This window comes from Microbulbifer variabilis ATCC 700307, assembly GCF_000380565.1.
Classification (GTDB): Bacteria; Pseudomonadota; Gammaproteobacteria; order Pseudomonadales; family Cellvibrionaceae; genus Microbulbifer; species Microbulbifer variabilis.
Genome location: NZ_AQYJ01000022.1, coordinates 86,628 through 101,430 on the forward strand (window position 1 = coordinate 86,628; position 14,803 = coordinate 101,430).

General features: G+C 48.4%; 13 protein-coding genes. 8 read left to right on the top strand and 5 right to left on the bottom strand.

The window, feature by feature from the left end:
* The first annotated feature begins 83 nt into the window (after window positions 1–83).
* Both apbC and G367_RS0104560 read left to right on the top strand, forming a co-directional pair.
* Window positions 84–1,199 carry an iron-sulfur cluster carrier protein ApbC gene (apbC, locus tag G367_RS23080; RefSeq protein WP_020411923.1) on the top strand — a complete coding sequence of 372 codons (1,116 nt, stop codon included), beginning with the start codon at window positions 84–86 and terminating at the stop codon, window positions 1,197–1,199.
* 664 nt (window positions 1,200–1,863) lie between these two features.
* Window positions 1,864–2,256, top strand: a complete 393-nt coding sequence (locus G367_RS0104560) for a hypothetical protein (protein WP_020411924.1) — start codon at window positions 1,864–1,866, stop codon at window positions 2,254–2,256.
* A gap of 5 nt (window positions 2,257–2,261) precedes the next feature.
* Here G367_RS0104560 and trhO read toward each other — a convergent pair whose 3' ends face one another.
* On the bottom strand, window positions 2,262–3,266 hold the full coding sequence (gene trhO / locus G367_RS0104565; RefSeq protein WP_020411925.1) for an oxygen-dependent tRNA uridine(34) hydroxylase TrhO: 1,005 nt from the start codon (window positions 3,264–3,266) through the stop codon (window positions 2,262–2,264).
* A gap of 198 nt (window positions 3,267–3,464) precedes the next feature.
* Here trhO and G367_RS0104570 point away from each other — a divergent pair, with 198 nt between their 5' ends.
* The gene (locus G367_RS0104570) at window positions 3,465–3,725 is read left to right on the top strand and encodes a hypothetical protein (protein WP_020411926.1); all 261 of its coding nucleotides are present in this window, start codon (window positions 3,465–3,467) and stop codon (window positions 3,723–3,725) included.
* A 212-nt stretch (window positions 3,726–3,937) separates the two neighbouring features.
* Window positions 3,938–4,471 (top strand): hypothetical protein, encoded by a 534-nt coding sequence (locus G367_RS0104575; RefSeq protein WP_020411927.1) that lies wholly within the window; start codon window positions 3,938–3,940, stop codon window positions 4,469–4,471.
* A gap of 119 nt (window positions 4,472–4,590) precedes the next feature.
* On the opposite strand, the gene G367_RS0104580 is transcribed toward G367_RS0104575, so the two are convergent.
* The 3 genes from G367_RS0104580 to ydiJ all read right to left on the bottom strand — a co-directional run bounded on the left by G367_RS0104580 (window position 4,591) and on the right by ydiJ (window position 9,356).
* Window positions 4,591–4,992 (bottom strand): 3D domain-containing protein, encoded by a 402-nt coding sequence (locus G367_RS0104580; protein ID WP_020411928.1) that lies wholly within the window; start codon window positions 4,990–4,992, stop codon window positions 4,591–4,593.
* 517 nt (window positions 4,993–5,509) lie between these two features.
* Window positions 5,510–6,244 (bottom strand): tetratricopeptide repeat protein, encoded by a 735-nt coding sequence (locus tag G367_RS0104590; RefSeq protein WP_020411930.1) that lies wholly within the window; start codon window positions 6,242–6,244, stop codon window positions 5,510–5,512.
* A 73-nt stretch (window positions 6,245–6,317) separates the two neighbouring features.
* Complete coding sequence (gene ydiJ / locus G367_RS0104595) at window positions 6,318–9,356, bottom strand: D-2-hydroxyglutarate dehydrogenase YdiJ (RefSeq protein ID WP_020411931.1); 3,039 nt, start codon at window positions 9,354–9,356, stop codon at window positions 6,318–6,320.
* A gap of 279 nt (window positions 9,357–9,635) precedes the next feature.
* Between ydiJ and G367_RS0104600 the strand changes: the two genes are divergently transcribed.
* The 3 genes from G367_RS0104600 to G367_RS0104610 are packed head-to-tail and all read left to right on the top strand — an operon-like array spanning window position 9,636 to window position 12,984.
* Window positions 9,636–10,565, top strand: coding sequence for a YbgA family protein (locus G367_RS0104600; protein ID WP_245556654.1), 930 nt, complete (start codon window positions 9,636–9,638; stop codon window positions 10,563–10,565).
* An 8-nt stretch (window positions 10,566–10,573) separates the two neighbouring features.
* On the top strand, window positions 10,574–11,512 hold the full coding sequence (locus G367_RS24900) for a MerR family transcriptional regulator (RefSeq protein WP_211214883.1): 939 nt from the start codon (window positions 10,574–10,576) through the stop codon (window positions 11,510–11,512).
* Window positions 11,512–12,984 carry a cryptochrome/photolyase family protein gene (locus tag G367_RS0104610; RefSeq protein ID WP_020411934.1) on the top strand — a complete coding sequence of 491 codons (1,473 nt, stop codon included), beginning with the start codon at window positions 11,512–11,514 and terminating at the stop codon, window positions 12,982–12,984. The genes G367_RS24900 and G367_RS0104610 overlap by 1 nt, the downstream gene beginning before the upstream one ends.
* Before the next feature lie 53 nt (window positions 12,985–13,037).
* On the opposite strand, the gene G367_RS25560 is transcribed toward G367_RS0104610, so the two are convergent.
* Window positions 13,038–13,238, bottom strand: a complete 201-nt coding sequence (locus tag G367_RS25560) for a CPXCG motif-containing cysteine-rich protein (protein ID WP_083922672.1) — start codon at window positions 13,236–13,238, stop codon at window positions 13,038–13,040.
* Between the two features lie 432 nt (window positions 13,239–13,670).
* Between G367_RS25560 and G367_RS0104620 the strand changes: the two genes are divergently transcribed.
* Window positions 13,671–14,177, top strand: coding sequence for a YqaA family protein (locus tag G367_RS0104620; RefSeq protein ID WP_020411936.1), 507 nt, complete (start codon window positions 13,671–13,673; stop codon window positions 14,175–14,177).
* Window positions 14,178–14,803 lie beyond the last annotated feature (626 nt).

Genomic DNA, 14,803 nt, shown 5'->3' on the forward strand with positions numbered 1-14,803 from the left:
TTCATCCTACACAATGCATCCCAGACAAGAAGCACCAAGAGGGAGATACCGTGAGCGATCATCACGACCATGAAGAGCTATCAATGGAAGTTCAGGCCGAACTCGAGCGCCTGGCTGAATGCCTTGGTCAGTTGCACGACTCGGCCAGTGGGTTGTTACTGGACGAGTTGGATGCGGACATTGAGGTAGGTTACGAGGGCGATACAGTGCTTGTAGGTATAACCCTTGGCTACCCTTGCGCGAGCCAGGTGGAATCCTGGCACAAAAGGGTCAAAGAGGCCTGTGAGCCCTTGTTGAAAAGTGGCCCCCTGGGTGGTAGCAGCCTGCAGTTTGAGCTCTTCAGTGATATCCCCGCGACTTCATCGCCAAGTGCCCCTGAGCCACTGCAAGGGGTAAAAAATATCGTTGCGGTAGCCTCTGGCAAGGGGGGGGTGGGGAAGTCCACCACAGCAGTAAACCTGGCGCTGGCGCTGGCGGCAGAGGGAGCCCGGGTAGGGTTACTCGACGCAGATATCTATGGCCCCAGCCTACCCACGATGCTCGGTACTGAGGGGCAACGTCCTCACGTAAAGGAGCAGAAATTCTTTGTGCCGGTGGATGCTCTGGGAATTGAGACCATGTCTCTGGGCTACCTGATGACTGAGGATACCCCAGCTGTATGGCGTGGCCCGATGGCCAGTGGTGCTCTTAATCAAATCCTTACCCAGACTCTATGGTGCGATGCAAAGGAAGAGCTAGATTACCTGATTGTGGATATGCCGCCCGGCACAGGTGATATTCAGCTGACATTGGCACAAAAAACTACTCTAGCTGGGGCGATTATAGTGACTACCCCCCAAGACTTGGCGCTGAAAGATGCCATCAAGGGAGTAGAGATGTTCCGTAAGGTCTCTGTGCCTGTACTTGGTATCGTCGAAAATATGGCACTGCACACCTGCTCCAAATGTGGTCACAGCGAACCGATTTTTGGCGTTGGTGGCGGTGAACGCATTGCTGAGGAATACGATACACATTTACTTGGTGAGTTGCCGTTGGCACAAAAAATCCGTGCAGATGTCGATAGTGGCTGTCCGAGCGTTACCGCAGATCCAGATGGGGAGATTGCTGGGTTTTATCGGGAAATTGCTCGTAAAGCTGCTGCTCAAGTCTGGCTCAATGCCAGTAGCGAGGAGGACCTTCCAGAAATCGAAATTAGTTGAACCCATTCGCGATATTGATCACAAAGAATTAATTTTTTTATTATTGTGGTTTTTCGCGGTGGTAAAAATCCCTATATTGAGCCTCTCCGGTGTGCCTTCCATGGAATTTTCTGTTGTGTGAAAGGTGCCTAAATCAATGGCCGGGTATTATACCCGGCCATTACGTATCAACTGTCGGTTTGTGAGTTCTGGCCGAACAGTGCCTCAACCTTTTAATTAAAATATTTTTCGTAATTTACGGGTATCACTGTAGGTTGCCTTATTTAGAAGCTTAAAGGGAGATTGTCCGTATTTGCAGTATTTTAGGGGGCATTTGCTCTGCACTGAGATTGATGATTGTGTTAATGAGCATTTATACCTATTTAAGAAAAATTAAGTATTTATGCTGTATTTATGCTGGTGGTCGTCATAGCTATTAGTCAGTGATTCTGCCAAGGCTTCACAATTCAGGGAGGGCAAAAGGCCGATATAGATTGCGTGATAAGAAATTTCGACGATCCGGCAGAACAGCACAAATTTGTCGGGTTAAAGTGATAATTTCAGGAGTGTGCGAAAAGTCCCCAGCAGCTGCGTTAGCCATAGTTGCAGGTGAGGCTCATAAAAGGCATTGCAAAAGCTGTAGTCGATAAAAATAACAAAGACAAAAGCGCGGGTGCTTATATCAATGAATTTTCAAATCAGCTATCGACCGATAGGGGGTATTGCGCGGGTATTATTTTATGGGCCGGTTGGTTTTGCGGAGAAAATGGAAGCTGCAGCCCGGCTTGTGGAAAAATACCGCCACAGGGTGCCATTACGAGTACTTTTGGACCTGCGCTATGCGCGTTCGAAAGTCACTTTAGAGGAGCAGCGGAAATTTACTACTTACATCGCGGAGCATCCGGTATTGCGACGTGCTTATATAGCTGTGTTGCATCCACGCAGTCGTTGTACATCTCCGCTGGCGACACAGGGGACCTGCCTATGCAGACATAGCTCGCGGGAATTTGTCGCCGAAGCCGAGGCTGAGGCCTGGCTTACCCAAAATAAGGGAGCTGTCAGGCCTGTCGCGCTCTAGTTATTTTAAGCCTGCTGCTGGATCTGTGTGCGCTGGGCTTCAGCCTGGCGTCGGCGCTCTTCTTTTTTCTGCAGACGTTTATTTGAGGTCAGGTCACGGGCATCCTGTCCCATATGTTTTTCGCCCCGTTGTTTGGCCAGTTGAATCTGCCTTTCACGCTCGCGGAAGCGGGCGCGATCGGCATCGCTGACCTTGTCGTGGCAGTGTGGGCAACTGACCCCCTGTTCAAACAGTGGGGACTTCTGGTCTTCCTGAGTGATCGGCATTCGGCAGGCGTTGCACTGGTCGTACTGCCCGCGTTCCAGGTCGTGGTTGACAGTAACACGCTCGTCGAAAACAAAGCACTCACCTTCCCATAGGGACTCCTCTTTGGGCACCTCTTCGAGGTACTTCAAGATCCCGCCGTGCAGGTGATACACCTCTTCAAAGCCCTGCTCTTTCATATAGGCTGTGGACTTCTCGCAGCGAATGCCCCCAGTGCAGAACATGGCGACCTTCTTGTGTTTGGTCGGGTCCAGGTTTTCTTTTACGTACCGGGGAAATTCGCGGAAAGTATCGGTTTTTGGGTTGATTGAATCCTTGAAAGTACCGACTTGGAATTCATAGTCATTGCGAGTGTCGACTAAAACGACTTCTGGGTCGCTGATCAGGGCATTCCAGTCCTTGGGTTTGACGTAGGTCCCCACCACGCGGAGAGGATCAATACCCTCCACACCCATAGTGACAATTTCCCTCTTCAGTTTGACCTTGCTGCGAAGGAAAGGCATCTCGCCGGTAAGGGATTCCTTGTATTCCAGTTCGGCTAGACGCTTGTCAGATCTTAGGTGGGCAAGGACAGTGTCTATGCCCGCGCGGGAACCAGCAATAGTGCCGTTAATGCCCTCGCTGGCCAGAAGTAGGGTGCCGCGTACACTGTGTTCCAGCATGACATCCAGTAGAGGGGCGCGCAGAGACTCGAAGTCCTCCAGGGTGACGAACTTATAGAGTGCACATACAACAAATTGATCCATGGTACTTCCTCATTTGCGGGCCGGAGCGTAAATCCGGAGCAGAAAAAATCGCCGCGCATTTTATCGCAAAAAAAACAGCTTGTCGTACATTTAGCAAGCAGTTCATAGCTTGCCCCAACACAGATTTGTAGTTGACCGGGAGGCTGCAAATTGTCAAAGTTCTGGCCGAAATATAAGGGTCACAGCGAGGCGAACCCCATGGGCGAAGAATTTGCACCGAAAGAGTCGGAGTTAAGCCAGGTCTACCGCGAGGGCGAGGTTTCTGTCCAAATTGATATTTATGAGGATGGAGAGGGCGGCTGGCTACTTGAAATCGTCGATGAGAATAATAACTCCACGGTGTGGGAAGACTCATTCGAGACTGAAAAAGAGGCCCTGGATGAGGCGATGGATGCTCTGCGTGAGGAGGGCATTACGGCCTTTATAGGCCCGGTACAGGAGGTAGATGGTCATTGGTGAGTAGTTCTTTTCATACATCATGCGGGAGGCTGCGCCCCGTCTAAAGCCGGCAAACCCACCGGCTTTTGAGGTGCCACCGACTTTTACTGCTATGGTTAAGGTGAGAAGGGAATCGCGACTGTGTGACAGCACACCCAATCACCGCGCCGTCGCGAGGCAACTGTGTAGTCTTTGTCTCCGGCGGTGCTATCTAGCCAGCGGTTACCCTGCCGATGAAACTGCGCTGCGTATTGCCTCTTCTATCTTTGTGCATTCTGCCAGCCTCTGCTGAAACCTTAATTCTCTCCGATAAACAGCTGCTTAATACAGGCCTCAAGGAAGCTCGTCTGATTTCAGAACTACATGGTTACGCCATTGTAGCTGGGCGCTATTGCGTGGACTGTGATGAGAATTTGGCAATTTATATTCATCAGATCCCCCGACAGGAGGAGGGTGGTGGTGAATTGCTGGGCTCGATAGGTTCTGACCGCTATACCTACCCAGGTCGCTATATCGATTACATGACCAAAAAACTGGTAGAGAAAACCCGGATGTTTTATGGCTACTGTTATGAAGGGCAAGCTTCTTTACTGTGGCTTACGGAATACTTCACTGGTGACAAGTGGGTCAAAGCGGAGTATCTGATAGTGCTGGGTGATAATGGACTAGAACATCGCTATAACGAGAACCAGCAGCCGGGTATTTTTAATCTTGAAAATGAAGACTGTCGGGAGTTGAAGGGTATCTTTGCAGAAATGGAGCCTTAGGGATTTTTAAAAAGAATATAAGCCCTTAGGCTCATCTGTGCTTTTAATAGCAAGGTATCGCACAATAAAAAAACCCCGCTGGAGGGCGGGGCCAAAAGGGTCGTTGAAATCAGTTCTGCTTACTTAACAGGTTCGAAAACAATCTTCAGTTTTTTCTTGCCCCAAGCTCGGGCTTTGCGAATATCTTTTTCCATCCACACGTCAATACGGTTGGTAAATCGCTTGTTCATACGGTCACGCACAGTGTAAGTACCGGGCAGACCTTCAATTTGTACTTTGGCACCGTTCGTCAGGCCGTGCTTTTCCAAGTCACGGGATACGGCAATTATTTTATCGCCTGGGCGCAGGCGGTTGTTCCAGGCGGCAACCCAAGGGTCGCTGTCAGTTTGTCCTGGTACAGAGTTATAGGCGGTTGCATCAACGATCATGGTTTTCTTGATTGCCGCGGACGCGTTGACACTTACACCAATTGCAAGAAGAGCGGCGATGAAAAAAGCTGTATTGCGCAGAGTCTGTTTCATGATGTCCCATTACCTCCAGGAATCAAATGGTCACAAGCCAAGAGGCGCTTGTGAAATTTCCAAGTGTTTTTGGAAATCGTTGATCAATATTTAATCAACGCTGGTTATATTACCGGCGATTTAGGAGGTATCAACTTTTTCTTATTTGATGACAGGATCACCAGCAGAACGGAGGCGGGCATAAAAACTTTGGAATTATTTGTTAAATAAATAGATAAAATAGAAATTTTAAAAGCATAATATGGAAATTTATTACTCTAAAAAAGAATTAAAAAGGTCTTTCAGAGGGAAATAATTTCAATATCAAAAATCTACCTGACAGCGATGTCATTCTAAATATTGCTGGGCGGTACGAGGATCGGCTTTCTAATTAGCAGCAAAAAAGTAAAAAATTTCTCTGTAACTATTTGTGACTAGACCTTCAAAACCTTCATATTGGAGAGATATAGGGTTATGAAATGGCGTGACTAATTATTCATATGGCCGGTTCGGGCTTAAAGAGCATTTTTGTCGAAGGCTAAAGAGTAGTTTCGGGGTTCTGACCAATAGGTTCCACCTGCTGACGCAATGTGGCGAGATAGTCAGCATCCTCTTTCAGGTCAGGTAGTTTGTATTGAAGATCTAGTTGTACCGCTTTCTCCAGCCATGCGATAGCTTCTTCCAGATTTCCTTGCCACTCACATACCTGTCCGATATTGAAGTAAGTAATGGCCAGGTTATGCCACTCTTCCTGAGCCGATAGCCCGTTAATAGCACTCTTATAAAGAAGGTAAGCGGTGTTTAGTAGGTGGGCACGTTGGGTTATGGTTTCCTCGCTGGCTGCTTGGCGATGGTAGGTGTGTGCCATAGCTGAGCGTACCCTGGCAGCAGAGTGTGGCAATTCAGCACCGGAGTCCAGGTAATTCAATACAGATTTAAACTGGGCGCGAGCCAGAGGGTAGAGATCAGGGCGGGATTTTGCTCCCAGTGCATTTAACACAATGCCATAGCGATAACGCAGGGCCTGCTGCTGTGCTGGGTAAGGGGATAGTGCGGAGATAGCTTTTTCATAAAGGGGCAGAGCGGCACCGTATTCCCCTTTACGAGCCAGAGTTTCAGCTTCATTCACCCAGGTAACAGCGCCATGGGTGCTGCTGTGCGAGTCGAGCTTCTCGATTTGGGCATGTTGTGTGATCGATATAGCGGGCACTAGTATCGCAAGGGTGAGAAGGGCGCAAAATAGGATCTGAAAACTGAAAAGATTTCTGTGCATAAGGATTTCCGCAATCTGGCCCGGTCGACGGTAACAAGGCCCACTTTCGTAGGCCCCTTACGTTAGTAAATCCCTAGTTCTTGAGTTGTGCCAGGAGTCCTTGCAGAGGGTGGCGCAGGCTGACACCTGCGAAGCGATTGGCTTGGCAGCGACAGGAATAACCGGTGGCTAGTTGGTTGCCCTTGCCGCCACTAAGTTTGGGTGCCCATGACTGCTGGAATATTACTTGCGAGGTATCCTTGTGTGTGGCCTCGTGGCCATAAGTGCCCGCCATTCCGCAGCAGCCGAGACTTTCGGTTTGCAGTTCCAGGCCGAGGGTGGCAAAAACCTCCTGCCAATCCTTCAAAGAAGCGGTGGCGTTGGTTTGTTCACTGCAGTGGGGCAAGAGCTGAAAACTGGCTGGGCGCACTCGCTCGCGTTGTTTGTATAGGTGTTCTTCTTGCTGTGCCAGCCACTCCTGTAAAAGGTGGACTTTCGGTGCCTGTTCGCCCAGGAGTTTTTTGTACTCGGAGCGGTAGGTGAGAGTCATGGAGGGGTCTATCCCCACAAGAGGTATGCCACTGTCCGCCAGATTGTTGAGCATCTCGCTATTACCCTCGGCAACCCGTTGAAACTGGCGCAGGAATCCATGCACATGCAAGGGTTTGCCGTTGGCGCGGTAGGGAGCAAGTATCGGTACAAAGTCCAACTGTTTGAGCAGGCGCAAGATATCGGCCACCACTTCAGCATCAAAATAACTGGTGAAAGCATCTTGCACGATGATTACCGCCCGGCTGCGCTGGGACGGTCCCAGGGTTTCCAGGCAGGCTTTACTGGCAGTAGGCACGCCGAGTTCACGCACACTGGCTTGCAGAGTTTTCTGCGATAACTGAGGACTATCTACCATGCCGAAAATACGTTCCATTAAGAGGGAAACCGGCTTCAGTTTTAAGGGCCAATTGTAGAGCTGTGGCAGTTTTGCCATATGCGGCATCAGAAATTCCAGTCCGCCGACGGCGTAATCTTTTAACGGACGCAGGTATCGGCTGTAATAGAGTTCGAGAAACTTGCTGCGGAATTCCGGTACATCTACTTTGATTGGGCATTGGCCGACACAGGACTTACATGCGAGGCAGCCTTGCATGGCTTCATTCACTTCGTGGTTGAAGTCGTATTCGCCGCGAGTTTTAGCCAGGGTATTGATGAAGCGTTTGGGCAGGCCGACAAAAAAGGAGCGCTCGCGGTACTTGCGCGCGCTGGCTACAGCATCTACATCGTGCTTGCTTAACAGCCGCAGCCATTCGCGCATTAGAGAGGCGCGCCCCTTGGGAGAGTGGATTCGATTGCGGGTGGCCTTATAGGACGGGCACATCGCTTCATCGGGGTTCCAGTTAAAGCAGGCGCCGTTGCCATTACAGTGCACGCCTTCATCATAGCCCTCCCATACCTGGGCTGGGATCTGTCGGTCGAGTTCTCCGCGGGTGTTTACCGCATCAATTTTCAGCAGGCTGGAGTTGTCATCAGGCGTGGCAATTTTGCCGGGATTAAACTGGTTACGTGGATCGAAAGCGGATTTAATTTTTTGCAGCTCGGGATACAGTTCCCCAAAAAACTCTGGTGCATACTCGGAGCGAATGCCTTTGCCGTGTTCCCCCCAAAGTAGCCCCTTATATTTTTGCGTAAGTGCCACGACCTGGTCGGTGATTGGGCGAATTTGTGCGGCCTGCTGAGGATCTTTCATATCGATAGCTGGACGCACATGTAATACACCGGCATCCACATGACCGAACATGCCATAGTCGAGGTTGGCTTTATCCAATACTGCGCGAAACTCAGCAATAAAATCTGCCAGGTTTTCGGGCGGTACGGCGGTGTCTTCCACGAATGGAATCGGGCGTTTTTCCCCTTGGGCATTACCCAATAGGCCTACCGCTCGTTTGCGCATGGCCCATATCCGGTTGACCTCCGTGTGACCGCGGGCGATGGAATAGCCGAAGCTTTTACCCGGTCGGCCTATGGTCTCATCAATGTGCCCAGTGAATGTTCTTAATGCATGCTCCAGCTCTTCTTCTGTGTCTGCAGCGTATTCCACCAAGTTGACACCTTTGACTGGGCGATCCTCTGAGGGAAAAAATTCGCTCACGCTGTGCCATACGATATCTTCCATGGCCAGCTGCAGGACTTTACTGTCTACCGTTTCGATAGACATGGGCCCCGCGCGCATCAAATCATTAGCATCGCGCAGTGCTTCCTGGAAGTGATCATACTTCAAGTTGACTAGCGCTACGCACTTGGGGATGGGTAGAAGGTTTAGCTTCGCTTCAGCGATAAAACCGAGGGTCCCCTCGGACCCGCAGAGTACACTATTGAGGTTAAAGCGCTCGCCTTCGCGGATATGGGCCAAGTCATAACCAGTAAGGCAGCGATTGAGCTTGGGGAACCTCTGTTCAATTAATTCGGCTTTTTCCCTGGCGATGTCATCACAGGTTTCGTGTACCTTTGCGGAGCGGCTGTCCTCTTGACATATTTTTTGTAGCTCTGTTTCCTCTATGGAAGAGGAGTGCCACAGCTCTCCCCCCATGAGTACTGTATGCAGCTCGAGCACGTGATCGCGGGTTTTACCGTAAACACAGGAGCCCTGGCCTGAGGCATCGGTATTGATCATGCCGCCGATGGTGGCGCGGTTACTGGTTGATAGCTCAGGAGCAAAAAACAGACCATGGGGTTTCAAGGCGGCATTTAACTGGTCTTTAACTACGCCAGCCTGCACTCGCACCCAGCATTCTTTTGCATTGATTTCCAGGATTTGATTCATATGGCGGGAGATATCCACTACCAGTCCGTCAGTGAGTGACTGGCCATTAGTGCCAGTGCCGCCACCTCTAGGAGAGAGCACAATAGAGTGAAACTCTTTCTGATCCGCCAGCGAGGCCAGTAGCTGCAAATCGCGGCTATCGCGGGGATACACCACTGCCTGTGGCAACACTTGATAGATGGAATTATCGGTGGCTAGGACCGTGCGGCTGGCGTAACTGGGGGTGGTATCGCCGCGGAAACCCGCATCTGTCAGTTCTTGCAAAAACTGCAAATAGAGCGCTTGAACCTCGTCGACTTCGCGCAATGCTGGAATCATGAGCTAATCCGTACTTATGGGGGAGGTGAAGGCCGCATACAAGACCGGAGTGGAAGGCAGGTAACAACTTAAAGCCTGGCCGCTCGGTAGGAATGCGGCTCTGCATTGTAGCTGCGGTGTGGGTGGGCGCAAGCGGCATAGCGCTAAATCCAGGGTGCCCAAAAAGTTATACAAAGAGGAAGCTTGTATAACTAATTGCCGCAGGCTATAAAAAAGATACATGAAATTTTTCTGCGCACCATAACTATGCATATCCATCTACTGCCTAAGAAAATCCCTGTGGGAATTAGTCGCTGCGCGGTGGGGGACCCAGTGCGTTACAACGGCAGTCACAAGCACAGTAAAGTCTGCACTCAGCTGCTGAGCAATTGCTTCGAGCTCCATTCCTATTGTCCGGAAGTGGCAATTGGCATGGGAGTGCCTCGACCACCTATTCATCTCATAGTGAGTGACCGCCTGCGAGCGGTGGGAAGAGAGGATGCCACCCTGGATGTGACGGAGTCACTGGAGCACTATGCGGATCAGGTAGTACCAGAAGTGGAAAATCTTCGCGGTTTTATTCTGATGCAGAAGTCTCCCAGTTGTGGCATTCGCACCACGCCCCATTACAAGGTGGATGGAACCGGAGTACTTGCCCATGACTCTGGATTGTTTACCGCGCGTTTACGCCATCATTTTCCGCATTTGCCGATGGAAGAGGTGGGGCGTCTGAATGCCAGTGATATACGTGAAAATTTCCTCACCCGCGTTTTTGCCTACGATGCCTGGCATCGCTACGTGGCTTCCGACCCCCGCCCGGCTCGCGTGATCGAGTTTTATACCGCTTATAAGTACTTGCTGTTGGCCCATAGCCAGCCACAGACACGTGCACTTGGCCAGTTTGTTTCAAATTCCCGAGCGTTGGAAGCTGAGCGATTTGCCTATGAAGTGCGGGGAAAAATTATGGAAATTCTTACCAACCAAGCCAGCCGCAAGGATCGAACTAATGCCCTGATGCATAGCCAGGGCCACCTGAAAGGTTATTTGACCAAAGAAGAGCGGGCCGAGTTGGCACATCTTATTGATGAGTACCGCCAGGGGCGCAAACCTTTATCGGCAGTGCTTACTATGCTGCGCCATTATTTACCGCGCAGTCCCCATCATTTTATCCATAGCCAGGTCTTACTTGCTGCAGAGCCAGCTGAACTTGGTTTGTGTGAGTTTCGTTGATGGTTAGCATGAATGATACAGGTCTCACAGAAGTTGCCTATCTGCCTATTCGAGAAGTGGCACGTCGCACTGGTGTTCAGCCGGTAACATTGAGGGCCTGGGAGCGCCGTTACGGCCTCTTGACTCCGGTCCGTACCAGTAAAGGCCATCGTCTCTACAGTGACGAGGAGGTCGGGCGTATCGAAACTATTTTGACGTTCCTAGCGCGTGGCGTGTCTATAGGACAGGTTCGTGCACTATTGGAGCGTGGTGATGGAATAGTATTGCGCGCAGAGGAAAGTATAGAAACCGGGAGCAGTTGGCGTGAGTTACTTGATGAAACTTGTGAGCTGCTTCGAGAGGTTGCTGAGCCTCAGTTACGCCGGCGATTAGATCAGTGGATAACCGGTTTTTCTCCGCAGTTATTATTGGAGTGCTGGTTAAAGCCCTTGAGGGAAAGACTGGATCGGTCGCCTTTACCTGACAGGATGTTGGTTCTTTCCCTTTTTTGGCAGTTGCTACATGAACAGCTGATAGTGGCCAACGATATTGCCCGCAAAAACCTGTGCAAAGATAACAAACCAGATAAGTGTCGTATTTTTCTCCTGGGGCCTCCGGGTGAGGAGCAAAAGGTTTTTACCCTGATGTTTGGCAACGTGCTGCTTGCCAATGGTATTGATGCTTTTGTCTTTAATGGTCAGGTAGGCATGGGCAACTTGGCAGCAATTATGCAAAAGCTGCAGGTGGATGGTGTACTTTGTTATAGCTACCGTGCGTTGCCCAAGCATTTTGTTACTAGGGATTTATCGACTCTGGCCTCAGGGCTTCGGGTGCCTCTATGGCTGGCGGGGGACTATGTTGAGATCCAAATTACTGAGTTGGATGGCATTATGAGACTGCCTTTTTGCTCAATTCTGCCAGGAGCTACCGCTAGTATTATTGCTCAATTACGGGAGCAGCTGAAGTAATGAGCCAACAATTTACCCTGGGGCGCGGATTGGTTTGGTTGCGCAGTGATCTGCGGTTACATGATAATTCTGCGCTCTACCATGCCAGCAAATGTTGTGAACAGTTGGCAGCGATTTTCATTGCATGCCCCGATAGTTGGAAAAGCCATAATGAAGGTGATGTATTAGTGGCTTTTCGTATGGGCTGCCTTTACGAACTACAGCTCCAGTTGCAAACCAAAAATATCCCCCTGTATTTTCTCGAGGTGCCCACATTTTCTGGAGTTCCCCAGGCACTGCAGAAAATTATCCGACGCCTTAAAATAGACGCGCTATTTGCCAATGCTGAATATCCCCTAAATGAACAGCGCCGGGATAATGCTGTGCGGGAAAAGCTACAGAGAAGTGGTATTCAGGTAAATTATTATAGTGATCGTACGCTCTTTTCTCCGGGGTCAGTGAGGACAGGTAGTGGAGATCCTTACAGGGTTTTTACTCCTTTTAAGCGCGCACTGATAGAACGATGTACAGATAGTGATGTTAAGCCTTTGCCCGCCCCTCGAAAAATACCCCTGACTGATGAGAGAGCACAATGGCCGAGGTCGGTGACCCTGGAGGGGGGCGAAAAACTGAATCAAAAAGTACCTGGTAAGTTATTACATTTTTCAATTGAGGCCTTTAATTCGGGGGTTGTCAATGGCTGGAAGACTGGGGAAAAAGCTGCGCAAAAACGCCTGAAGGCATTTAGTGAAATAGTTAATAAATATCAGGCAAAACGGGATTTTCCTGCCTTGGATAGTACCTCGCGGCTATCGCCCTACTTAAATAGTGGGGCTATCTCAATCCGTCAGTGTGTAGGAATGGCCCTAAAACTCAATGACGGACACTGGTTAGGTGGACAAGATGGTATCGCCTGCTGGATTAGTGAGCTGATCTGGCGGGAGTTTTATACCCATTTATTGGTGGATTTCCCTCGGCTGAGTAAAGGAAAACCATTCAGAGAGGAAACTGATCAAATTCCCTGGTCATATGATAAAGATAGATTTGAGCGTTGGAGCCGAGGTGAAACTGGAGTGCCTATTGTCGACGCGGCTATGCGACAGCTGAACGAAACGGCATGGATGCACAACCGGTTACGTATGATAGTAGCTTCATTTTTAAGCAAAAATATGCTTATCGATTGGCGCTGGGGTGAACGGTATTTTATGCAACGCTTGATTGATGCTGACTTTGCATCTAATAATGGCGGTTGGCAGTGGACGGCATCCACCGGTACTGATGCTGCACCCTATTTCCGTGTATTCAACCCTTATAGTCAATCTCGGAAATTTGATCCCAAAGGTGAGTTTATCCGAAAATTTGTGCCGGAGTTAGCTTCTCTTGATGACAAGGGTATCCATGATCCACCACCTGTTGCAGGTTATCCGCAGGTTATTTGTGATGTGGGAGCTGGACGAAAACGGGCGATTGAGCTTTTTTCGAAATTGAAGTAAAGGCCGCTAACGTGTTTTAGTAAGTATCATGTGCTCCAGTTAATAAGATACGTTCAAAATATTTCATCTTCATCATATGTAGAGATTGATAAGTCTCCATTCATATCAATATTTATGCGAAAAACTATTGGATTGCAACATACTTGGCAGTCTTCGGTGTATTGCTGTGGGGTTACAGAGGTGTCGATCAATACCGTAATTGATTCACCACAATATGGGCAATATATTCTCTCTTCAATTAAGGCATTAGGCATGGTCTGCTACCTCGCTAAGTTGGGGTAAAACTTTCATTTATCTTGCCATAAGAAAAGCTTTTTGAACTCGTTGTTCGATTCTATGATTAGAATATTCGACAATTTGTGTCATGATTACTTATGTGAATATAGCAGAAATTATTTCTTTGCTATAAGGCGGGCTCCCTATTGTAACTACCCTTCCCCCTTTTTGGAGAATTTTTTAATTTATGAAGTTGTCGATGTGAAAGGGGATGGCTTAATTAAAACAGGGGAGAGTCTGGTTTTAAACCTGAAAGCAGATTTTGCCATCTTTTAACAGGGCTTTTTCATGTCTAGCCAGCTTTATTGGCTTTAAAAAGAAAGAGAGCTACTTTTTAGATTGTCATTTTCTTCCGATGAATAATAAATTGATACTACAATATCTTGTTGCCCTCTAAGGCAGTAGCATATATGGTGTGGATTATTGCTTTAGGACTTCTGTATTACTTGACAGATATAAAGGTAGCTTTGAAATTTATGGGCAGCTTGGTTGATTTTGGGTTTGTAGGTCTTTTTATTTCCGCACTCTTGGCTGCAACTATCTTACCTTTAAGTTCAGAGGTTATTTTAAGTGCATTATTATTAAGTGGCCTATCACCAATTTCTTTAATTGCTGTAGCAACTGTTGGGAATGTGGCAGGCTCTCTGATTAATTATGCCTTGGGGTACTGGGCTGGCTTGGGGCTTGCGAAGAAATGGCTTAAGATGACCGAGAATGAATTTGATCAGGCAGAACAAAGATTTAAGAAGTACGGGGTACTTTCACTTTGCTTTTCCTGGGTTCCAATTATTGGCGATCCATTGACAGTTGTAGCTGGTATTTTACGGGTGCGCTTGTTGTGGTTTTTGATATTAGTAGGCCTGGGTAAGCTGCTTCGATATATAGTTCTTAGCTATATGGTGTTAAAAGTTGTATAGCTATAAGGCCTTGTTATGTTTTCCTCCTGTAATGTCCATTTTATGGTACTTTAAAGGGTAGCCGTGTTGCCTAATTGGAGTGGCGAGTACCGTAATGCCACTTCTCAAAGAGGTGAAATAGAGGCGAAAAGTAAGATATGTTTTTTGGACTAATTTATTAGAAGTCAAAATTTGTATATGCTCAGTCATTTTTACTTTATAAAACGAAATGCTCAATTGTCTTGCTGTTAAGCCAGTTTTTCAATTTTATTTCCAGTTTTTAATACCTCCGATATAGACCTCGTCGACATGGTAGTATAAGAATGTGCGGTCTCCGCGTTCAAACTTGTGTATTAACCTATCGATAAAGCTTCTATCAGGTGGTGTGGAGAAGAGAGAGTAAACAAATTGACCTGTTTGGGAATGTAAGCGTGCCTGCCCATTTCTCAACTTATGTCTCCAGTTTTGGCTTGGTAGCTTCAAGAATGTATTGATATCCATTAGCTTTAATCTGTGTTCGGGCGGATTAACCCAATTATAATTTTTCTTGTGGCGAGTGATTCTAAGCTGTCTATTTACTTTTGATATAGTTTCCATCTGTTCAGCTAATCCCTCATTTAGCCTGGAGGGAGAGTAGGGTGTTATAG